Here is a 19,830-nt window from a genome sequence, read left to right on the forward strand (position 1 = left end):
GAAAACTTACGCCACCGCCTTCGCCGGCCGCGTCACCAGGTAGATGCCGAGCGCAACCGGGATGATGCCGAGGAGGTCACGGGCCTCGACGTGCTCACCAAGGACCAAGTACGCGAACAGCATGCCGAGCGGCGGCATCAGGAAATGATAAGCGCTGGCGGCGGTCGCGCCGCACACTTTCAGGAGATGGAACCAAAGCCAGTAGGCGAGGATCGAGCCGCCGAGCACGAGGAACGCGAAGGCACCGATCAGGCCCGGCGTGACGTCGATTGCGTGGATGTCGGCAAAGGTGAACGCGACCGGCGTCAGGACGATGCCGGCAGCCAAGTTCTGCACGCCATTGCCGATCCACAGGGAGCCTCTCGGCGCCAGCAGCTTGAACAGGATGGTGCCGGCGACGAGCGAGGCCAGCGAGGCCAGCGTGAAGACGATGCCGTGCAGGGAATCCGTGCCGACCGACAGGCGATGCCAGACGATCAGCGTCACGCCGATGACGCCGAGCAGCAGGCCGCTCGCCTTGCGCCAGGTCATGCCCTCGCCGAGCAGCAGCGCGGCGAGCGCTGCGGTGAAGACCGGATTGGCCGAGACGATCAGGCCGCCGAGGCCGGCCGAGACCGATTGCAGGCCGGTGTAGCCGAGGCCGAGATAGAGCGCGTTGTTGGCAATCCCAAGCACCGCGAAGATCGCCGCATCGCGCCACGACAACGACCAGCCGCCGCGGATCAGCGTGGCGCCCAGGATCAAGATGCCGGCGAGCGAGAAGCGCGCCGCGAGCAGGATCAGCGGCGGGCAATGGGTGACGCCGATCTTGCCGGCGACGAAGGCGTAGCTCCAGAGCAGGCAGAACAGGCCGATAGCGAGCGGCAACGTGCTGAAGCGGCTGTGGGGAACTGAAATCGAGGGGGCGAGCGACATGGGCATTCTCCTGAGCCTCGATCTAGGGACACCGCTTGCCATTTGGAAATTAAATGATTAACTCATCATCAGTTGATTTTCGAATGGAGGCCGCCATGCTCGATCTTGAGCTGCTGCGCAGCTTCGTCTCGGTGGTCGAGGCCGGCGGCTTCACCCGCGCCGGCGAGCGCGTCCACCGCACGCAGTCGACCGTCAGCCAGCAGATCAAGCGGCTGGAGGACGATATCGGCCAGGTGCTGCTGCATCGCGACGGCAAGAATGTGCGCCCGACCGAGGCCGGCGAGCGGCTGCTCTCCTATGCGCGGCGTCTGCTCTCGCTGGCCGAGGAGGCGCGCGACGTGCTGCGCCAGCCGGATGGCGAAGGCGCGATCCGGCTCGGCATCCCCGAGGATTTCGCGGCGTACCGGCTGACCAAATTACTGGGCGCGTTCTCGCGCTCGCATCCGGGCCTGCGGCTCGACGTGCGCGCCGACCAGAGCAAGCATCTGGCGCGCGATCTCGAACGCGGCGAGCTCGACCTTGCGCTGTTCAAGCGTGCGGCCGGCGAGAAGGGCGCGATCGCGGTGTGGCCGGAGCGGGTCCACTGGGTCACCAGCAAGAGCCATCCGGTCGACGTCCACGCCGCGTCCGTGCCGCTGATCGGCTTCCCGGCCGGCTGCCTCTACCGGGCCGGCGCCATCCACGCGCTGGAAAGCGTCGGCCGCGCCTGGCACATGGCCTATTCCTCGTCGAGCCTGTCAGGCATCCAGGCCGCCGTCGCCGCCGGCATGGGGCTGAGCATCCTGTCGGAGATGTCGATCCAGTCCGACCACCGCGTGCTGACCGCGAAGGACGGTTTTGCGCCGATCAACAAGACCGAGGTCGCGCTGATGGCCTCGCCGGATGCGAGCCCGGCAACGTTGCGGCTTGCGGATCGTCTCGCCGAATTTTGCGATGCGGTGCAGGCCAAGGCAGCGTGAAGCCGCTCAGCAGTTTCACAGACCATTCCTCCACACTGATGGCTGAATTAATCGGCAACCTAGCGCCGAATCCAGGTTTCTCCGTGCTCGCCCGGGTTCCCAAATCGGCCCGTTCCTTGCATAAATTTACGCCAGCGCAGTGCAAGGCCGCATCGGCGACAGTTCCGGTGCAGGGGCAAGACGCGTAAAGTTTAGTGGTGTGTTCGACCAGGAAGTGACGGCTTTGCAAGATCAATCGTTCCAGCCCAGTTTTCCCGCCCCCGGCCAGCCGATCGATGAACTCGCGCTGGCCGAGATCAAGGGCACGATCCTGGCGAAGCTGCGCCTTGCCATCGGCAAGGATGCGGGCATGGCGACCAAGCACGACTGGTACCAGGCCGCGGCACTGGCGCTGCGCGACCGTGTCGTGCATCGCTGGCTCACGGCCGAGAAGCACAGCTACGACGCGGGCCGCAAGCGCGTCTATTATCTCTCGCTCGAATTCCTGATCGGCCGTCTCTTCACCGACGCGCTCAACAACATGGGGCTGCTCAAGATCTTCGAGGTCGCGCTCGGCGATCTCGGCGTCTCGCTGCCGGAGCTGCGCAAATGCGAGCCGGATGCGGCGCTCGGCAATGGCGGCCTTGGGCGGCTTGCCGCCTGCTTCATGGAAAGCATGGCGACGCTGTCGATCCCAGCGATCGGCTATGGCATCCGCTATGATTACGGCCTGTTCCGTCAGATCATCAATCAGGGCTGGCAGCAGGAATATCCGGACGAATGGCTGAGCTTCGGCAATCCCTGGGAATTGCAGCGGCCCGAGGTGATCTACGACATCAATTTCGGCGGCGGCGTCGAGCATGTCGACGAAAAGGGCCGCGACCGCGCGATCTGGCATCCAGCCGAGACGGTGCAGGCGATCGCCTATGACACGCCGATCGTCGGCTGGCGCGGCCAGCACGTCAACGCGCTCCGCCTGTGGTCGGCGCGTTCGCCCGATCCGTTGAAGCTCGATGCCTTCAACAAGGGCGACTATGTCAGCGCCACCGCCGAGCAGTCGCGCGCGGAAGCGATCTGCAAATTCCTCTATCCGAATGACGAGAGCCCGGCGGGCCGCGAGCTGCGCCTGCGCCAGGAATATTTCTTCGTCTCGGCCTCGCTGCAGGATCTGATCAAGCGGCACCTTGCCTCCGACGGCCAGCTGCGCAGCCTGTCGAGCAAGGTCGCAGTGCAGCTCAACGACACCCATCCGAGCCTTGCCGTCACCGAGCTGATGCGCATCCTCGTCGATTTGCACAATTTCCGCTGGGACGAGGCCTGGAAGGTCACGGTCGCCACGCTCTCCTACACCAACCACACGCTGCTGCCCGAGGCGCTGGAGACCTGGCCGGTCGAGCTGTTCGAGCGGCTGCTGCCGCGGCACCTGGAGATCATCTACCGCATCAACGTGCAGCATCTCGCGCTCGCCGAAGCGCGCGCCCCCGGCGATATCGACTTCCGCGCCTCGGTCTCGCTGATCGACGAGAAGAGCGGGCGTCGCGTGCGCATGGGCCAGCTCGCCTTCGTCGGCTCGCACCGCATCAACGGCGTCTCGGCGATGCATTCGGACCTGATGCGCGAGACCGTGTTCCACGACCTCAACCATCTCTATCCCGGCCGCATCACCAACAAGACCAACGGCATCACCTTCCGCCGCTGGCTGATGCTGGCGAACCCGAAGCTGACCGATCTGTTGCGCGAGACCTGCGGCGAGGCCGTGCTCGACGATCCCACCCAGCTCAGCCTGATCGAGGCGCGCGCCAGCGACGTCGATTTCCAGAAGAGGTTCCGCAGCGTCAAGCTTCACAACAAGACCGCGCTGGCGCGCCTGATCGGCGAGCGGCTCGGCATCAAGGTCGACCCGACCGCGCTGTTCGACGTGCAGATCAAGCGCATCCACGAATACAAGCGCCAGCTTCTCAACATCATCGAGACCGTCGCGCTGTACCAGGCGATCAAGGACGATCCAAACGGCAATTGGGTGCCGCGGGTGAAGATCTTCGCGGGCAAGGCGGCGGCGAGCTATCGCTATGCCAAGCTGATCATCAAGCTGATCAACGACGTCGCGGAGGTCGTCAACAACGATCCCGCGATCGGCGGCAAGCTCAAGGTCGTATTCCTGCCGGACTACAATGTCAGCCTCGCCGAAGTGATCATTCCCGCGGCCGACCTGTCCGAGCAGATCTCGACCGCCGGCATGGAGGCGTCCGGCACCGGCAACATGAAGCTGTCACTGAACGGCGCCCTCACCATCGGCACGCTCGACGGCGCCAATATCGAGATCCGCGACCATGTCGGCGCGGAGAACATCGCGATCTTCGGCTTGGAAGCCGGCGACGTGATGATCCGGCGCAAGCAGGGGCTCGACGCCTCCGACCTGATCCGCAATTCGCCGAAACTGCAGCGCGCCATCAACGCGATCGGCGCCGGCGAGTTCTCGCCCGACGATCCCGGACGTTTCGAGTCGATCGCGCATGCGCTGCGCTATCTCGACCATTACATGGTCAGCGCCGATTTCGATTCCTATTACGAGGCGCAGCGCAGCGTCGATGCGCGCTGGCAGGTGGCGCCGGCCTGGACGCGTGCCTCCATCCTCAACGTCGCGCGCATGGCCTGGTTCTCCTCCGACCGCACCATCCGCGAATATGCCGAGGAGATATGGAACGTGCCGGTGAATCCGACCACGCCGCTGCTGCCCAACCTGCGCGACGCCGCAGGCTGATCTTTCCGCGGCGTGGAAGCGGCTACGCCCGAGGTAATTGCACGCACCGGGGTCGGACGTGATATGACGTCCGTCATTGAAAGCCGGATCAGACAATGCACGCCAAGCTTCCTCACCCCTTCGACGACGCCACCCGCGTCACCGCCGGCGACTCCAGCTGGCAGGGGCACACCAGCGACGATTACTGGGCCTTTGTCGGCCCGTTCGGCGGCGTCACCGCCGCGACCATCTTGCGCGCGCTGATCGAGCATCCGCAAGCCGCCGGCGACCCACTCGCGCTCACCGTCAATTATTGCGCGCCGATCGCCAAAGGGCCGTTCGATCTCGACGTGCGGCTGGTGAAGGCCAACCGCTCCAGCCAGCACTGGAGCGTCGAGCTCAGCCAGGGCGGCGGCGAGGTCGCAACGCTCGCCACCGCGGTGTTCGCCGAGCGCCGGCCGTCCTGGGAGCACCGGGTGGCGCAATATCCGGATGCCAAACCGTTTGAGGAGACGCTGCCGTTTCCGAACATCAAGGCGTCCTGGGCCAACCAGTACGAATTCCGCTTCGTCGAGGGCGAGATGCGGATCGGCCCGCCGCAGGCCGAACTCGCCAGCACCTATTCGAAAATCTGGATCAGCGATCGCGAACCACGCAAGCTCGACATGCCGTCGCTAATGTCGATGTCCGACGCCTTCTTCGGCCGCATCTTCCACGCGCGGCGCGAACTGGTGCCGTTCGGCACGGTGTCGCTGACGACCTATTTCCACACCGACAGCAAAGAGCTCGCGGCTGAGGACATCACGCGCGTGCTGGCGACGGCGGATTCCAAGATCATGCACAAGAGCTACGCCGACCAGAACGCCGAGCTGTGGTCGCCGAACGGCCGGCTGCTCGCGACCACGACACAGATCGCGTATTTCAAGGCGTGAGATTTCGTGTGGCTTGCGTCCATGCCCACAAGCAACACCAACAAAAAGGGCGGCCTCGCGGCCGCCCTTTTGCAATTCAAACCAGGCGAAGATTACTCCGCCGCGAGCTTCACCTCCGGGGCGGCAGCGCGCACTTCGGCGTCGACCTGGGCCTCGAACTTGGCGAAATTCTTCTGGAACATGCCGACCAGCGCCCGGGCGGTCTTGTCGAACTCGTCCTTGTCCTTCCAGGTGTTGACCGGGTTGAGGATCTCAGACGGCACGCCGGGCAGCGCGGTCGGGACCGCGAAGCCGAAATATTTGTCGGTGCGGAATTCGACGTTGCGAAGCGAGCCGTCGAGCGCGGCGGTGAGCAGCGCGCGCGTCACCTTGATCGGCATGCGGCTGCCGACGCCGTACTTGCCGCCGGTCCAGCCGGTGTTGACCAGCCAGCAATCAACATTGTGCTGGGCAATGAGGTCGCGCAGCATGTTGCCGTAAACGGACGGGTCGAGCGGCAGGAAGGGCGAACCGAAGCAGGTCGAGAATTCCGGCTGCGGCTCGTTGCCCAAGCCGCGCTCGGTGCCGGCGACCTTGGCGGTGTAGCCGGACAGGAAGTGATACATCGCCTGCGCCGGCGACAGCTTCGCGATCGGCGGCAGCACGCCGAAGGCATCGGCGGCGAGCATCACCACGTTCTTCGGCTGCGGCGCGCGGCCGGTGCGCGAGGCGTTCGGGATGAAGTCAAGCGGATAGGCCGAACGCGTGTTCTCGGTCTTGGAGCCGTCGTCGAAATCCACCACGCGGGTGTCCTCGTCGAGCACGCAATTCTCGAGCACCGCGCCGAAGCGCGTCGACGCTGCGTAGATCTCGGGCTCAGCTTCCTTCGACAGCTTGATGCACTTGGCGTAGCAGCCGCCTTCGAAGTTGAAGACGCCGTTCGGGCCCCAGCCGTGCTCGTCGTCGCCGATCAGCGTGCGGTTGGGATCGGCCGACAGCGTGGTCTTGCCGGTGCCGGAGAGGCCGAAGAAGATCGCCGCGTCGCCCTTGGCGCCGACATTGGCCGAGCAATGCATCGGCATCACGCCGCGCTCGGGCAGATAATAGTTGAGCGTGGTGAAGACCGACTTCTTCATTTCGCCGGCGTAATAGGAACCACCGATCAGGACGATCTTGCGGGCGAAGTCGATCGCGACGACGTTCTCCGACTTGCAGCCGTGGCGCTTCGGATCGGCGCGGAAGCTCGGCATGTCGATGATGGTGAGCTCCGGGACGAAGGTCGACAGCTCGATCGCCTCGGGGCGGATCAGGAGCGTGCGGATGAACAGCGAGTGCCAGGCGAGTTCGGTGAAGACGCGCGTCTTGATCCGGTAGGCCGGGTCGGCGCCGCCGTAGAGATCCTGCGCGAACAGCTTCTTGCCTTCGGCGTGCTTGAGGAAGTCCTGATAGAGCGTCTCGAACTGCTCTGCGGTGATGGACTGGTTGCCGGCCCACCACATCTTCTTGTCGGTGGAGGCGTCGCGCACCGTGAACTTGTCCTTCGGGCTGCGCCCGGTGAACTCGCCGGTGTCGGCGCAGAGCGCGCCGTCAGCGGACAGCACCGTCTCACCCGCAGCGAGCGAGTATTGATAGAGTTGCGGCGCACCGAGGTTCCAGTGAACCTGCTTGAGATTCTTTAAGCCGAATTTGTCGGCGCCGAAGGCACCGTTGCGCACGCCCGTCTCTTGCACGAAAAATCCTCCTAGAACCCGCGACATTCAGCGCGACCAAAACTTCGGCACCATCGCGGTCACCGTGATTTATAGGCCAACCGGCCTCGGTTGGACGACCTAATACTGATGAACGCTGGTGTTGCCAAGCCGATCCCGCAGGATTTGGTTTATTCAAGGACCGCGCCAAACGTCGCGCATGTCAGCTTTGAGCACCTGCACCAGAAAATCACGGATGATCGCGCAACCAAACACGAAATTCGGCGTTGATCAGGGTTTTTGCGACGCACAATTCCGGCTGCCGGCTTATCGTACCTCGCCTTCGCCAATCAGCGCGAACGGCCCCCACATCGCGGGATAGGCGTTGCGCGGTGACGAGGTGTCGTCGACAAACGTTAACATCGCGCGGCGCAAGGCTTCGGCACGACCGATTTTCGGTTCGTTCTTGAGCAACTCGAAAGTCGTTGTGGTGAGGCGGGTGGCGGCTTCCGAATCCACGGCCCAATGCGAGACCAGCAGCGCGCGGGCTCCTGCGTAGAAGAACGAGCGCGCCAATCCCGACAGCGCTTCGGCGCCGGGCTTGTCGCCGGCGATGGTGTTGCAGGCCGACAGCACCACCCAATCGGCGTTGAGCTTGAGCTGGGCCACCTCGCTTGCGGTCAGAAGACCGTCGTCGAGCTCCGACGGCCGATCGGGAATCGACAGCGCAAGCGAGGGTTCGCCCAGTCCCTTGACGTCGCCGGCAACGAGGCCATGGGTGGCAAAGTAGATGATGCCGTATTGAGCAAGCGCTGCACGCTTCAGCGTCGTTTCGCTGGCGTCGCGTCCGAGATGGATGTCGGCATCGGCAGCACCGACGTCTCTTGCCACCGCATTCAGCTCGTCGGCGGTGTCAGGCAGTTGCGGCAGCGCCTGCGCAAGCCGCGCGCGATCGACCCCGGCGCCGCGCCAGAAATCGGTATAGGCAATCGTCGCAATGCTGCGCGCCGCGACCTTGCCGCCAGCGGCGCGACGGTCGGCGGGTCCCTCGGCCGCGGGGTTGAAGACGGGATCGCCGAAGCCGGTCATCGGCTTCACGCCATGATCCCTGCGGGCGAAGGCGCGCAGGGATTTCAGGCTGATCACCGAGGGCAGCACCGAGACGGCCTGACGCCGGAGCAGCCAGGCGGCGTCGCGATAACCTTCGAGCCGGTCCGGGATCGCAGCCTGCGGCTTCTCCGTCACCAGCAGATGAAACGGCAGGGCGGTCAGCGCCGCCGACGGCACCACGAGCAGATTGCGCTTGTCCTTCGTCAAGGCCTCGACCGGGCCAAGCAGCGCGACGTAGAGCTCGTTGGCGAGCGCGAGATCGAACAGCCCCGATTTGCCGGAGGCATCGCGCGCCTTGCCGACATCCAGCCCCCTGCGGAACGCCGACACCTTCCGCGCCATCGCGTCGGCGCCGAGCGGAATCTCCTTCCAGTCGGCGCCGTCGCGCGTGATCGCGATGACGTAGCTCTGCTTGTCGACGACGGAATAGATCACCATCGCCTCGTCGGCCGACAACAGCGGCTGGATGTCCTTCACCGCCAGCGGCAGCGGATTGGAGAGCGAGGCGTAGTCGAGAAACTCCAGCGCGAGCGTCTTCTGCAGGCCCGCGCGCTCGTTCACAATCGTTGCAATCCGCGCGCGGCTGCGCTGTTCGGCCGCGACGTCGCGCTGCGCCGACGGCTTCGACACCGCGGTGATGATCGCCTTATCGAGCGCCTCGGCCTCGGCCGCGAGATCCTGATCCCGGCGCACCAGCTCGGCGAGCCGGTCGCTGCCGGCTGCCAATCGCACCGCAAGCTTGTTCACGGCAGAGGCGGCGGACGACTGCGTGCCGCGCTGGATCGCACCGAGCGCGTCGTCGAGCGCCTTGTCGTTCGCCAGCAGCGTTTGCTGCCGCGCGGCGAACAGAATCGGCAGCATGGTGCGCAGCTGCGCGCGGTTGGTGGCAAGCGTCTTCTGCGCGAACGGCAAGGCCTCGGCGGTGCGGCCCGACACCTGAAGGAAATATGCGAGATTGTTCGTCGAGGTCGCCACATCAGGGTGGTCGGGTCCGAGCGCGCGTTCACGGATCGACAGGGCGCGGCGATAGAGCGGCTCGGCCTCGGCATAGCGCTGCTGGTGCTCGTAGAGCCCGGCGAGATTGTTGAGCGAGCGCGCCACGTCGGGATGATCCGCCCCCAGCACCTTTTCGCGGATCGCGAGCGAGCGCTTGATCGGCGCCTCGGCATCCGCATCGCGGTTGAGGTCGCGATCGACCTGGCCGATGTTGTTGAGAACGGTGGCAACCGCGGGATGCTCGGGCCCGGCGGCCTTCTGGTAGATCGCGAGCGCACGCTGAAACAGCGGCTCGGCCTCGGCAAAATGCTCCTGCTTCACGTAAAGCGTGGCGAGATTGTTGAGCGCCTGGCCGACATCCGGATGCTCGCGCGACAGCGCCTTTTCGCGAATGGCCAGCGCGCGCCTGAACAGCGGTTCGGCTTCGGAGAAGCGGCTCTGCCGCTGATACAGCGCGGCGAGATTGTTCAGCTCCGGCGCGATCAGGACGGTGTCGAGGCCGAGCGACTTCTCCATCAGCGCGATGGCCCGTCTGTAGATCGGCTCAGCCAGATCGTCGCGGCCCTGGCCGGCATGGACCTGGCCGAGATTGTTGAGCGCCGCGGAGAGTTCACGGCCGTCGCTGCCCTTCTCCAGGCTCGCCACCATGGCCTGCGCCAGCGGCAGCGCTTCCGCATATTTGCCGGCCTGGTTGAGCGCGTTGACCCGCGCGCCTTGCGCGGCGAGATCGCCCTTCTGGGCGAGAGCCGGCGTGGTCAGCAAAGTGGTGATCGCGAGGGCCAGACCCGCAGCCAATGCCAAACGACGACGCGTCATGACCCCTCGCTGCAAGCCTTAAGGTCTACCGTCTTGGGTCGCAACGACGGGTCGCGACGTTCAAAACGTTGCGTTCTAGGGGGCACGCATAATCCGGCGCTTGGTTTGGGCGCTCTCGGGCGTCCGCTCCAACCTCAACAGCGGTACAAAACCGGCCATCGCCTGACGTCGCTGATGGACCAATTCCGGACCAGACTGGGCTTACCGATCCAGGCCACTTTCTGGCGCATCGAATACCATGGGTATTCTCACCGCTAGGCTATCCGCCCGCATGGTGGTTGCCACCGTGCGCGGCGATGAACATGGCGACGGCCGACCGGCAATAGGATTCGATTTCGTTGTCGTCCTCTGCTCTCGCCTGATCGAAGCGTGCGATCATCAGGAGATCGGATCCTTTGAAAAGCGCGGCAAACAAGCGGGCGGACCGGAGAGGATCGGGCACGTTCAGGACCGCCTTCGCGTGCAGCTGACACAACAGGGCCTCGATTTGGGCGATGACATGGGCGGGGCCGGCTTCGAAATGGAGCTTGCTTAACGAGTTTTGACTCGTCTTGTCGGCCATGACCATGGCTTCGACACTGCGGACGTCTGATCTCAACAACGTGCGAAGCAGTAATGATCCCACCGCCATGAGCTGGTCTTCGACCGAACCGTCGACGCCCTTAAGAAGGGCTTGTGGTGCAAACAACTGATGGCAGCCGGCCGCCATGGCCGCGCTGAACAGCGACTCCTTGTTCTCGAAGTGCCGATAGATGCTGAGCTTGGATATCTTCGCCCGCTGGGCGACCTTGTCCAAGGTCGTCGCTTGAAAACCCAACTCCACAAAGAGTTCGCGCGCGGCGTCGACGATCGTTTGGCCAAGCGCCTCGTTGGCGGGCCGGCCGCGCCGGCCCTGGCTGTTTTCGGTCACGACAATTCCAGTACTTGACAGTATTCTAATTCTTTAATTACGATACCATTTAGTATCTGAAATATGCAAGCCAATGGGTAGGTTTCACCTGTCCTCCAACGGAGCCCATCACCATGGATGACGTCATCATCATCGGTGGCAGCTTTGCCGGTCTCGCCGGCGCCCTGCAGCTCGGCCGTGCCCGCCGCAAGGTCACCGTTCTCGATACCGGCCTGCCGCGCAACCGCTTTGCCGTCCACTCGCATGGCCTGCTCGGCCACGATCACAAGCCGCCGCTGGACATCCTGGCCGAGGCGCGGCAGCAGCTGGCGCGTTATCCCACGATCAAGCTGGTCAGTGCCCGGGCCGAAAGTGTCTCCGGCGCCATCGACGATTTCTCCGTCCTCACTTCCGACGGCGAAAGCCTTGGGGCGCGTCGTCTGATCCTGAGCTATGGCGTCGCCGACCAAATGCCAGATGTTCCGGGCTTTGCCGAAGGCTGGGGCACGTCCATCGTGCCCTGCCCCTATTGCGACGGCTTTGAAGTCGCCGGCCAGCATTGGGGCCTCGTCTGGTCCGGCCCGCAGTCGCACAATCAGGTCAGGCTGTTCCACGATTGGACCGACAGGTTGACGCTCTTCGCCGATGGTCACGACATTCCGCCCGATATCCGGGCCGATCTGGCGCGCCGCAGCATACCTGTCGTCGAGGGCCGGATCACCGGGATCGCCCATCACGGGGGCCATAGCGCCACCGTCAAGCTCGATACCGGCCCCGATGTCGCGGTCGACATCCTCTTCGCGCATCCGCGCAACAAGCCGTCCGCAAGCCTGCATGAATCGCTGGGTCTCGCCACGGTGGATACGCCCGGCGGCATCGCGCTCAAGGTCGACGAGCGCCGCCAAACCAGCATGCCTGGCATCTACGCCGCCGGCGACCTCGCCAACCCCCTCATGCCCTCGGTCACCACGGCATCATGGCAAGGCGCGATGGCGGGTATCTTCGCCCAGCAGTCGATGCTGGTTTGAGAGCACCGATTGAGATGAGCATGGCCGTCGAACCGGACAGCGCGGGTGTGCGCTTCCCTCCGCCCTTCGTCTATCTGGGAGCGCTGCTGTTGGGGCTGGCAGCGGAGCGGTTCGTCACCCAGCGCTCTTTCGGCATCGACTGGCGGTTGCTGGTCGCGACGGGCGCGCTGCTGTTCATTGCCGGCGCGGCGATGATGCTTGCGGCGGCGGGGCTGTTCCGGCGGCTGGGCACCAACGTTCCGCCGTCACAGCCAACGACCCTCATCGCAACGACCGGTCCTTATCGGTGGACCCGCAATCCCATGTATCTCGGCATGGCGCTTATCTATGCCGGCCTTGCGATCGGCTTCGACGGGCCGATCGCCTTCGCCTTGCTCCCGTTGGTGCTGATCGCGATCCAGACGCAGGTGATCGCCCGCGAGGAGCGCTATCTCGAAGCGAAGTTCGGCGACGACTACCGCCGCTACAAGGCCGAGGTTCGCCGCTGGCTCTGACTATTCCGCCGCTGCCGCATGGCGAAGACACCGAAACCGGCTTGCGCGACCAAGTCCGATTTATCCAAAAAGCTCTTGGCAAGTCGGCCGCACGGTCCGACTAACGTCCGCTCAGGGTCAACAGCGCCGGTTTCGGCCGTGGGCAATCAGGGCCGCCCTACCCTCAACTTCGGACATGGGCACCGCAAGGGCGGTTGCGATGGGCCAAACACGGCAATGCGCCCTGGGCCGCCTCTACTCGCGCGGGCGCCGATTCTAATTGCATCGTGCGACACCCCAAATGCAGGAACCAAGCGCCCGATTGGCGGTTTTCCGATTTGGAGGCAAAGCCCATGCAGGACACCCGAAACCGTGTACCCGCCAATACCGACGCCGTTATCAACCGGAAAATCCGCGACGAAACAGATGCGCGAGTCCGATATTATCAACAGCATAAAGGCAGCATCCGCTCTCGGCTCCGCCAGCTTGATGAAGAGTGGGACATTGAGAGGGCCATCGAGTGCAATGCCTCCGCGCTCGCCTTCACAGGCGTCGTCCTGGGAGCCACAGGCGATAAAAGGTGGCTCCTTCTGCCAGCGACGGTGGCGGCATTTCTATTTCAACACGCTATTCAAGGATGGTGCCCGCCGGTGCCTATCCTTCGGCGTATGGGCTTCCGAACGGCCTCTGAGATAGAGCAAGAGCGGCAAGCACTTAAAGCTCTCCGTGGAGATTTTGCTGGTATTTCCAACGATAATGCCGACGCAATCCTCAGTGCCGTGCGGGCATGACGCGAAACCTTCACACAGATATCGAGGGCAGACAGCGGGTGGTATTTGGCAGTACTTTGCACCTCGCGTCTATCTTGTAGGAAGGTCGAAAAAGCGCCAGTATTCACGCGAGTTTGGGTGCTACCCTAGGAAAATCCCGGTCAAGAAGGCCGATCTTGCGCGAGCCCTTACAATTCCCGCCATCCGACTCGGGTGATTTTGCGCGAGCCGAACACGAACGGCTGGTCGCTGCACTGAAGGCTTCCCGAGCGGGCACTTGGCGTTGGAACATAGCCACCAACATCGTCGAATGGGACGACGCCCTGTGCGATGTGTACGGCATCAAGCGAGGAGATGCCCCCACGAACTCCGAAGAGTTTCTTGCTCTCGTGCACCCCGAGGATCGCGCAGCAGTTTGGGCGGCAATCAGCGCTTGCATCGAGAAGGGCACGGACGCCGACTACCAGTTTCGTGCCGTAGTCGGCGATTCCGTGTGCTGGATTTACGACCGCAGCGCTCTCATTCGAGATGCAGAGGGGAATCCTGCCTACATGCTTGGCGCTTGCCTTGACATCACCGATCGTCGTCGCATCGAGGAGGAGCGCGACAAGCTGCTTGAGAAACAGACTTTGCTTCTCAGGGAATTGAGCCATCGGACGAAAAACCATCTAAGCATGATCATTTCGCTGCTGAGGCTGAAGGGAGCGCGACAGAAAGACCCAAGTGCCAAGCAGGATTTTGAGCGTGCCATCGAGCGCGTACACACCATCGCGTTCCTGCATGAGCACTTGTACCGCAAGGATGTGTTTGATCGGATCAACATAGAATCCTACCTCGAAGATATCTGCGCCAGTCTTGAACTGTCCCTCCTTGCTGAAAGAAAAATCTCCATAGTCCGTGAGCTGCAGGCAGCCGAGTTGCATATCGACCTGGCAGTCCCGCTCGGCCTCATCGTCAATGAGGTTGTGACGAACGCAGCCAAGTACGCATTTTTGCCAAGTGGAGCCGGGCAGATTGTGATCCGATTCCGCAGGCGTGGCGACCAAGGGATACTTACCATTTCAGATAATGGTCGAGGCCTCGCAGAACCCATTAAATCGCAAGGGATCGGGACCGCACTTATTAGGTCGCTGGCCAAACAAATCGGGGCCCGAGTTCGCGTGGTCACCCGCAACGGGCTCACATATTCATTTGCGTTCCGAACGCTGGAGTAGATGTGGCTCAAGTATCATATTGTTGTGGCTCACTGAAACACCGCACAGCATCGCTGTTGAACAGTTCTCGTCTGAGTGGTGTGGGACCTGGTGGCAAAGCTTGTCGAGAATTGGCCGGTGTCAGTTCAGGGTCATCAGCAGTCATGCTCTAACCGATCAGAAAACTTTCATTCGGCGTTCAGAGCCGACCTCGATTTCAGGAGTACAATTCCTAGTCGCCCACCTTGCTGCGCGCTTCGCCGGCGAGGCGCACCAGCATCTTGCGCAGCGACGTGCCGTCGGTCACCCGCTCCGGGAAGTCCAGCCGCAGCACAGCCTGGCCGTCCTGCATGTCGAGGCCTTCCGGATCGCAGCCGGTGCAGCGCCAGTCACCCGCGGCAGCGCCAAGGAGCTTTGTCGCATAGAGGCCCATGGCGTCGCGATGATCGGCATTCATATGCGCGACAGCCCCCTCCTCCGCCGCCAGCAGATCCTCGGCGCCGGTGAGGTCGGTGAGGAACTGCGCGGGCTCGAGGTCGACGATCCGGCCGAAGCCGGCGACCAGATGGGTTCCCGTCGGGCGGATCCGGAAAAAGGAGAAATCCTTAAAAGAAACAAAGCCTTTCGCCAACGGATGCGCATTGAGATACCGCCGCTGGAGCAAATCCTTGTCGGCATCAGCCCGCTCCGCCCGGCCGGACAGCATGATCCGGGCGCCCTCCAGCGGATCGCCCGCCGCCCGCTCGTCCAGCATCAGCGAGACCCTGCTATCGGCCAGGATGTTCCTCGTGTGCACGGCGAGGCCCGAGATCAGCAGGATGGGCGAGCCGTCGGGATGGCTGGCCAGATTGACCAGGGAACAATAAGGGTCGCCGCTGCCGGCCATGAGGGTTGCCAGCGCCCCCTGCCGCGATCGCCTCAGCAGGGATTTGGCGAGCGTTGCGGGGTCGAAATCAGGAGTCGGTTGCATCGGCTTTCTCGGATCAGGTGGTTGCAAGGGAGGCCTTTTTTCGGGTAAACGGGGGCTTGGTTATGGGTCGACATGCGGCGAATCTGCCGTGTTTCGTGGAACTTGGTCACACTTCAGCCCAGCTTGCATTGCTCGGTGACAAGGTTCGAACGCCAATTCGGCACCCATGTATGCGGCGCATCAGTGGATTGCTCGCCGTTTTAAGCCACGACCCAAACGGACAGCAGAAAGCAGAGGCTCATGCCCACAATCGCTTTGGTCGACGACGACCGCAACATTCTCACATCCGTCTCGATCGCGCTGGAAGCCGAAGGCTACCGCATCATGACCTACACCGACGGCGCCTCCGCGCTCGACGGTTTTCGCACCACCCAGCCCGATCTCGCCATCCTCGACATCAAGATGCCGCGCATGGACGGCATGGAGACGCTGCGCCGCCTCAGGCAGAAGTCCGACCTGCCGGTGATCTTCCTGACCTCCAAGGACGAGGAGATCGACGAGCTGTTCGGCCTCAAGATGGGCGCCGACGATTTCATCCGCAAACCGTTCTCGCAGCGCCTCCTGGTCGAGCGCGTCAAGGCGGTGCTGCGCCGCTCGGCGCCGAAGGATCCGACCGTCGCGCCCAAGGAGAACGACGCCAAGGCGCTCGACCGCGGCCTGCTCCGCATGGATCCGGAACGACATACCTGCACCTGGAAGAACGAGCCGGTGACGCTGACCGTCACCGAATTCCTGATCCTGCAGGCGCTGGCGACCCGGCCCGGCGTGGTGAAGAGCCGCAACGCCCTGATGGACGCCGCCTATGACGACCAGGTCTATGTCGACGACCGCACCATCGACAGCCACATCAAGCGGCTGCGCAAGAAGTTCAAGGTGGTCGACAACGAGTTCGAGATGATCGAGACGCTCTACGGCGTCGGCTACCGCTTCAAGGAAGCCTGAGGGCGCGAGGCGCCTTCACGAACGATTGAGAGCATCGCCGGTTCTGATTCCATCACGACCGGGATGGCTCTAGGATGCGGGGACCATTGCCACGAGCTGTCCTAACGCGGGCGTAAGCATTGCTGGACCGAACGCAGCCTGATGAGAACCAGAGCGCCGGGGATATCGCATCCGACGGCGTTTCTGATCACGTCGTCGAAGACAAGCCGCACGGCTTCCGACCGCTGAACTGGCTCAAGCGCGCCGGGCAATTCTTCTTCGCGCTGTCCTTCTCCAGCCTGACCCGCCGCATCGTCTCGCTCAACCTCGCCGGCCTCGTCGCGCTGGTGGCGAGCATCCTGTATCTGTCGCAATTCCGCGCCGGCCTGATCGACGCGCGGGCGCAGAGCCTTTTGGTGCAGGCCGAGATCATCGCCGGCGCGATCGCGGCCTCCGCCACGGTGCAGACCAACGCCATCACCATCGATCCCGACCGGCTGCTCGACCTCAAGCCGGGCGAGACCTATGGCGGCCCGGACGAATATTCGCCGCTGGACTTCCCGATCAATCCGGAGCGCGTGGCGCCGGTGCTGCGCACGCTGATCTCGCCGACCAAGACGCGCGCCCGCATCTACGATCCGAACGGCAGCCTGCTGCTCGACAGCCGCAACCTCGAAAACGTGCTGCGCCTCGACCTGCCGCCGCCGGCCGAGAAGCCCGGCTTCGTCGAGCGCGGCATGGTCGCGGTGCGCACCTGGCTGAACCGCGGCGACCTGCCGCTCTATCGCGAGCTCGGCCCCGAGAACGGCAACGGCTATGCTGAAGTTAGCGATGCGCTCCAGGGCCAGAAGCGCTCGATGGTGCGGGTCAATGCACGCGGCGAGGTGATCGTCTCGGTCGCGGTCCCCGTGCTGCGCTCGCGCGCGATCCACGGCGCGCTGATGCTGTCGACCCAGGGCGACGACATCGACCAGATGGTCACTGCCGAACGCCTCGCCATCCTGAAGGTCGGCGGCGTCGCGGCCGCCGTCATGATCATGCTGTCGCTGCTGCTCGCGAGCACGATCGCAGGTCCCGTGCGCCGGCTCGCCGACAGCGCCGAGAGCGTCCGCCGCCGCATCAAGGCCCGCATCGAGATTCCCGATTTCACCCGCCGCCGCGACGAGATCGGCCATCTCTCCGGCGCCCTGCGCGACATGACCAGCGCGCTCTACAGCCGGATCGAGGCGATCGAGATGTTCGCCGCCGACGTCGCCCACGAATTGAAGAACCCGTTGACCTCACTGCGCTCGGCGGTCGAGACGCTGCCGCTGGCGCGCAACGAGAACAGCCGGGCGCGTCTGCTCGAGGTGATCGAGCACGACGTCAAGCGGCTCGACCGCCTGATCTCCGACATCTCCGATGCCAGCCGCCTCGATGCCGAATTGCAGCGCCAGGATGCGATCCCGGTCGATTTGCGCCGCCTGCTGACGACGCTGGTGTCCGTCGCCAACGAAACCAAGCTCGGCCACGACGTCGCGGTCGAGATCCGCTTCGAGGGCCGCAGCCCGACCGACGCCTTCGCCGTGACCGGCCACGATTCACGGCTCGGGCAAGTGGTCTCCAACCTGCTCTCCAACGCGCAGTCGTTCTCGGAAGCCGGCAGCAAGGTGCGCCTCACCTGCCGCCGCGCGCGCGGCGAGATCGAGATCGTGGTCGACGACGACGGCCCCGGCATTCGCGACGACGCGCTGGAGCGCATCTTCGAGCGCTTCTACACCGATCGTCCGCATCAGGGTTTTGGCCAGAACTCCGGCCTCGGCCTGTCGATCTCCAAGCAGATCGTCGACGCCCATGGCGGCCGCATCTGGGCCGAGAACCGCGCAGGCCCGCCGGATGACGAGGGCACGCCGACGGTCGCAGGCGCGCGCTTCGTGGTGCGGCTGCCGGCGCTATGAGCGACGGAGCGCCCAGCGTTCACGCCTCCGCAGTCAAGGTCGGAGGTCTGGCGGTGCTGATCCGCGGTCCCTCAGGCTCCGGCAAGTCGCGCCTTGCCTTTGATTTGATCATGGCGGGACGCTCGGGCGTGATCGAAACGGCCGTTCTGGTCGGGGACGACCGTGTCCATCTGGCGACAGTCGGCGATGAAATTGAGGTCCGCCCCGCGCCGGTCTTGGCCGGCCTGATCGAGATCCGGGGACTCGGGATCCGCCGCTGCGACTTTGTGGAGCATGCGACCGTCGGTCTCGTGGTCGATCTGGATGCCGCCGACGCGGAGCGCCTGCCGTCGGCCAAATCCCTGAAAATCAGCATTTCCGGTGTCGAATTACCGCGAATCCCGGTTGGCCGCGACTATTCGCCCCTCCCGCTGGTTGTCGCGGCGTTGACCACTACCAAGAGTTAACCTTCGACTAACCCTTGAGGCGATTGTTTGAAGGGAAATGGTAACCATATGAGCCCCACTATCGCGACCGATTAGACCGGCGCAGCTCCCCTCATCCATCCGTCTAGATTCAGGGAGATACGCAACATCCCCCCTTGCGCGGGGGCTCTGGATGGTCAAAGTGGCGCGTTCGTGCGGTGCACCAAAAGCGCCCGCGAGGAGTTTTCCGATGATTGGTCTAGTACTTGTGACCCACGGGCGCCTTGCCGACGAATTCAAGGCAGCGCTTGAACATGTCATGGGCCCACAAAAGCAAATCGAAGCGATCACGATCGGCGCCGAAGATGATTCCGATCTCTGCCGAAGCGACATCATCGAGGCGGTTAACCGCGTCGATTCCGGCGACGGCGTTGCGATCCTCACCGACATGTTCGGCGGCACGCCGTCGAACCTCGCAATATCCTGCATGAGCCGGCCGAAGGTCGAGGTGCTCGCGGGCATCAACCTGCCCATGCTGGTGAAGCTTGCCAAGGTCCGCGAAGAGCGTCCGCTGCCCGACGCGATCGCGATGGCCCAGGAAGCGGGCCGCAAATACGTCACCATCGCCAGCCGCGTGCTCGCCGGCAAATGAGCGACGAGGCGCCACAAGCGGGGACAGGCGTGCCCGCGGGCGCGATCTCCAAGGACCTCCTGATCATCAACAAGCGCGGCCTGCATGCGCGGGCCTCCGCGAAATTCGTCCAGGCGGTCGAGCGCTTCGATGCGCAGGTCTGGGTGACGCGCGGCGGCGAGACCGTCGGCGGCACCTCGATCATGGGCCTGATGATGCTTGCCGCCGGACCGGGCACCACGATCACCGTGGCCGCCGCCGGCAGCGACGCAGCAGCCGCGCTCGCTGCGATCACCGAGCTCGTTGAAAGCAAGTTCAACGAGGAAGGGATTTAGGTCCCTCGCCAAGCGCTCAGTGCGGTAGGGTGGGCAAAGCGAAGCGTGCCCACGCGTATCACGATTGCCGAAAGATGGTGGCCACGGCGCTAACGCGCCTTTGCCCACCCTTGTATTAGCGCATCGGTATAGGATTGGCCCCGTTCCGTGAGGAATGGCCCAGCC

The 19,830-nt window shown here is 63.9% G+C and carries 17 protein-coding genes; 12 read left to right on the forward strand and 5 right to left on the reverse strand.

The features are described 5' to 3' along the window. Positions 1-6: 6 nt before the first annotated feature. Positions 7-915, reverse strand: a complete 909-nt coding sequence (locus tag IVB24_RS38350; protein WP_247771638.1) for a DMT family transporter — start codon at positions 913-915, stop codon at positions 7-9. A 95-nt stretch (positions 916-1,010) separates the two neighbouring features. On the opposite strand from IVB24_RS38350, the gene IVB24_RS38355 reads away from it, so the two are divergent. From IVB24_RS38355 to IVB24_RS38365, 3 genes are all read left to right on the forward strand, one after another. Then, a complete protein-coding gene (locus IVB24_RS38355; RefSeq protein WP_162307341.1) occupies positions 1,011-1,874 on the forward strand; it encodes a LysR family transcriptional regulator in 864 nt (287 codons plus the stop codon). Positions 1,875-2,097: 223 nt separating this feature from the next. Continuing rightward, complete coding sequence (locus tag IVB24_RS38360; protein WP_247771639.1) at positions 2,098-4,614, forward strand: glycogen/starch/alpha-glucan phosphorylase; 2,517 nt, start codon at positions 2,098-2,100, stop codon at positions 4,612-4,614. Between the two features lie 95 nt (positions 4,615-4,709). Next, positions 4,710-5,525: a thioesterase family protein gene (locus IVB24_RS38365; RefSeq protein ID WP_247771640.1), complete on the forward strand. Its 816-nt coding sequence runs from the start codon at positions 4,710-4,712 to the stop codon at positions 5,523-5,525. Between the two features lie 92 nt (positions 5,526-5,617). Here IVB24_RS38365 and IVB24_RS38370 read toward each other — a convergent pair whose 3' ends face one another. The 3 genes from IVB24_RS38370 to IVB24_RS38380 all read right to left on the reverse strand — a co-directional run bounded on the left by IVB24_RS38370 (position 5,618) and on the right by IVB24_RS38380 (position 11,024). Then, positions 5,618-7,234 carry a phosphoenolpyruvate carboxykinase gene (locus tag IVB24_RS38370; protein WP_247771641.1) on the reverse strand — a complete coding sequence of 539 codons (1,617 nt, stop codon included), beginning with the start codon at positions 7,232-7,234 and terminating at the stop codon, positions 5,618-5,620. Positions 7,235-7,519: 285 nt separating this feature from the next. Next, positions 7,520-10,114, reverse strand: a complete 2,595-nt coding sequence (locus IVB24_RS38375) for a CHAT domain-containing tetratricopeptide repeat protein (RefSeq protein ID WP_247771642.1) — start codon at positions 10,112-10,114, stop codon at positions 7,520-7,522. A 259-nt stretch (positions 10,115-10,373) separates the two neighbouring features. Beyond that, the gene (locus tag IVB24_RS38380) at positions 10,374-11,024 is read right to left on the reverse strand and encodes a TetR/AcrR family transcriptional regulator (protein ID WP_247771643.1); all 651 of its coding nucleotides are present in this window, start codon (positions 11,022-11,024) and stop codon (positions 10,374-10,376) included. A 113-nt stretch (positions 11,025-11,137) separates the two neighbouring features. Here IVB24_RS38380 and IVB24_RS38385 point away from each other — a divergent pair, with 113 nt between their 5' ends. The 4 genes from IVB24_RS38385 (at position 11,138) to IVB24_RS38400 (ending at position 14,488) form a co-directional block, all read left to right on the forward strand. Further along, positions 11,138-12,031, forward strand: a complete 894-nt coding sequence (locus IVB24_RS38385) for an NAD(P)/FAD-dependent oxidoreductase (protein ID WP_247771644.1) — start codon at positions 11,138-11,140, stop codon at positions 12,029-12,031. Between the two features lie 20 nt (positions 12,032-12,051). Continuing rightward, positions 12,052-12,525 carry an isoprenylcysteine carboxylmethyltransferase family protein gene (locus tag IVB24_RS38390; RefSeq protein WP_247771645.1) on the forward strand — a complete coding sequence of 158 codons (474 nt, stop codon included), beginning with the start codon at positions 12,052-12,054 and terminating at the stop codon, positions 12,523-12,525. A 332-nt stretch (positions 12,526-12,857) separates the two neighbouring features. After that, a complete protein-coding gene (locus tag IVB24_RS38395; protein ID WP_247771646.1) occupies positions 12,858-13,295 on the forward strand; it encodes a hypothetical protein in 438 nt (145 codons plus the stop codon). A gap of 155 nt (positions 13,296-13,450) precedes the next feature. Then, on the forward strand, positions 13,451-14,488 hold the full coding sequence (locus tag IVB24_RS38400) for a sensor histidine kinase (RefSeq protein ID WP_247771647.1): 1,038 nt from the start codon (positions 13,451-13,453) through the stop codon (positions 14,486-14,488). A 211-nt stretch (positions 14,489-14,699) separates the two neighbouring features. Here IVB24_RS38400 and IVB24_RS38405 read toward each other — a convergent pair whose 3' ends face one another. After that, positions 14,700-15,437: a DUF2470 domain-containing protein gene (locus IVB24_RS38405; RefSeq protein ID WP_247771648.1), complete on the reverse strand. Its 738-nt coding sequence runs from the start codon at positions 15,435-15,437 to the stop codon at positions 14,700-14,702. 240 nt (positions 15,438-15,677) lie between these two features. Between IVB24_RS38405 and IVB24_RS38410 the strand changes: the two genes are divergently transcribed. The 5 genes from IVB24_RS38410 to IVB24_RS38430 all read left to right on the forward strand — a co-directional run bounded on the left by IVB24_RS38410 (position 15,678) and on the right by IVB24_RS38430 (position 19,665). Further along, the gene (locus IVB24_RS38410; protein WP_008542552.1) at positions 15,678-16,379 is read left to right on the forward strand and encodes a response regulator transcription factor; all 702 of its coding nucleotides are present in this window, start codon (positions 15,678-15,680) and stop codon (positions 16,377-16,379) included. 119 nt (positions 16,380-16,498) lie between these two features. After that, a complete protein-coding gene (locus IVB24_RS38415; RefSeq protein WP_276578217.1) occupies positions 16,499-18,295 on the forward strand; it encodes a sensor histidine kinase in 1,797 nt (598 codons plus the stop codon). Next, on the forward strand, positions 18,292-18,741 hold the full coding sequence (locus IVB24_RS38420; RefSeq protein WP_166476882.1) for an HPr kinase/phosphatase C-terminal domain-containing protein: 450 nt from the start codon (positions 18,292-18,294) through the stop codon (positions 18,739-18,741). Before IVB24_RS38415 ends, IVB24_RS38420 begins: the two co-directional genes overlap by 4 nt. A 208-nt stretch (positions 18,742-18,949) precedes the next feature. After that, positions 18,950-19,351: a PTS sugar transporter subunit IIA gene (locus IVB24_RS38425; protein ID WP_007597752.1), complete on the forward strand. Its 402-nt coding sequence runs from the start codon at positions 18,950-18,952 to the stop codon at positions 19,349-19,351. After that, positions 19,348-19,665 carry an HPr family phosphocarrier protein gene (locus IVB24_RS38430; protein WP_247771649.1) on the forward strand — a complete coding sequence of 106 codons (318 nt, stop codon included), beginning with the start codon at positions 19,348-19,350 and terminating at the stop codon, positions 19,663-19,665. The genes IVB24_RS38425 and IVB24_RS38430 overlap by 4 nt, the downstream gene beginning before the upstream one ends. Positions 19,666-19,830: the final 165 nt, after the last annotated feature.

This window comes from Bradyrhizobium sp. 192, from assembly GCF_023100965.1.
GTDB classification, from domain to species: Bacteria; Pseudomonadota; Alphaproteobacteria; order Rhizobiales; family Xanthobacteraceae; genus Bradyrhizobium; species Bradyrhizobium symbiodeficiens.

What these genes read in the sequence shown, in the direction of transcription:
- IVB24_RS38350 (WP_247771638.1), bottom strand. Translation starts at nt 915, where the DNA reads ATGTCGCTCGCCCCCTCGATTTCAGTTCCCCACAGCCGCTTCAGCACG.
- IVB24_RS38355 (WP_162307341.1), top strand. Translation starts at nt 1,011, where the DNA reads ATGCTCGATCTTGAGCTGCTGCGCAGCTTCGTCTCGGTGGTCGAGGCC.
- IVB24_RS38365 (WP_247771640.1), top strand. Translation starts at nt 4,710, where the DNA reads ATGCACGCCAAGCTTCCTCACCCCTTCGACGACGCCACCCGCGTCACC.
- IVB24_RS38375 (WP_247771642.1), bottom strand. Translation starts at nt 10,114, where the DNA reads ATGACGCGTCGTCGTTTGGCATTGGCTGCGGGTCTGGCCCTCGCGATC.
- IVB24_RS38385 (WP_247771644.1), top strand. Translation starts at nt 11,138, where the DNA reads ATGGATGACGTCATCATCATCGGTGGCAGCTTTGCCGGTCTCGCCGGC.
- IVB24_RS38390 (WP_247771645.1), top strand. Translation starts at nt 12,052, where the DNA reads ATGGCCGTCGAACCGGACAGCGCGGGTGTGCGCTTCCCTCCGCCCTTC.
- IVB24_RS38395 (WP_247771646.1), top strand. Translation starts at nt 12,858, where the DNA reads ATGCAGGACACCCGAAACCGTGTACCCGCCAATACCGACGCCGTTATC.
- IVB24_RS38405 (WP_247771648.1), bottom strand. Translation starts at nt 15,437, where the DNA reads ATGCAACCGACTCCTGATTTCGACCCCGCAACGCTCGCCAAATCCCTG.
- IVB24_RS38410 (WP_008542552.1), top strand. Translation starts at nt 15,678, where the DNA reads ATGCCCACAATCGCTTTGGTCGACGACGACCGCAACATTCTCACATCC.
- IVB24_RS38420 (WP_166476882.1), top strand. Translation starts at nt 18,292, where the DNA reads ATGAGCGACGGAGCGCCCAGCGTTCACGCCTCCGCAGTCAAGGTCGGA.
- IVB24_RS38425 (WP_007597752.1), top strand. Translation starts at nt 18,950, where the DNA reads ATGATTGGTCTAGTACTTGTGACCCACGGGCGCCTTGCCGACGAATTC.
- IVB24_RS38430 (WP_247771649.1), top strand. Translation starts at nt 19,348, where the DNA reads ATGAGCGACGAGGCGCCACAAGCGGGGACAGGCGTGCCCGCGGGCGCG.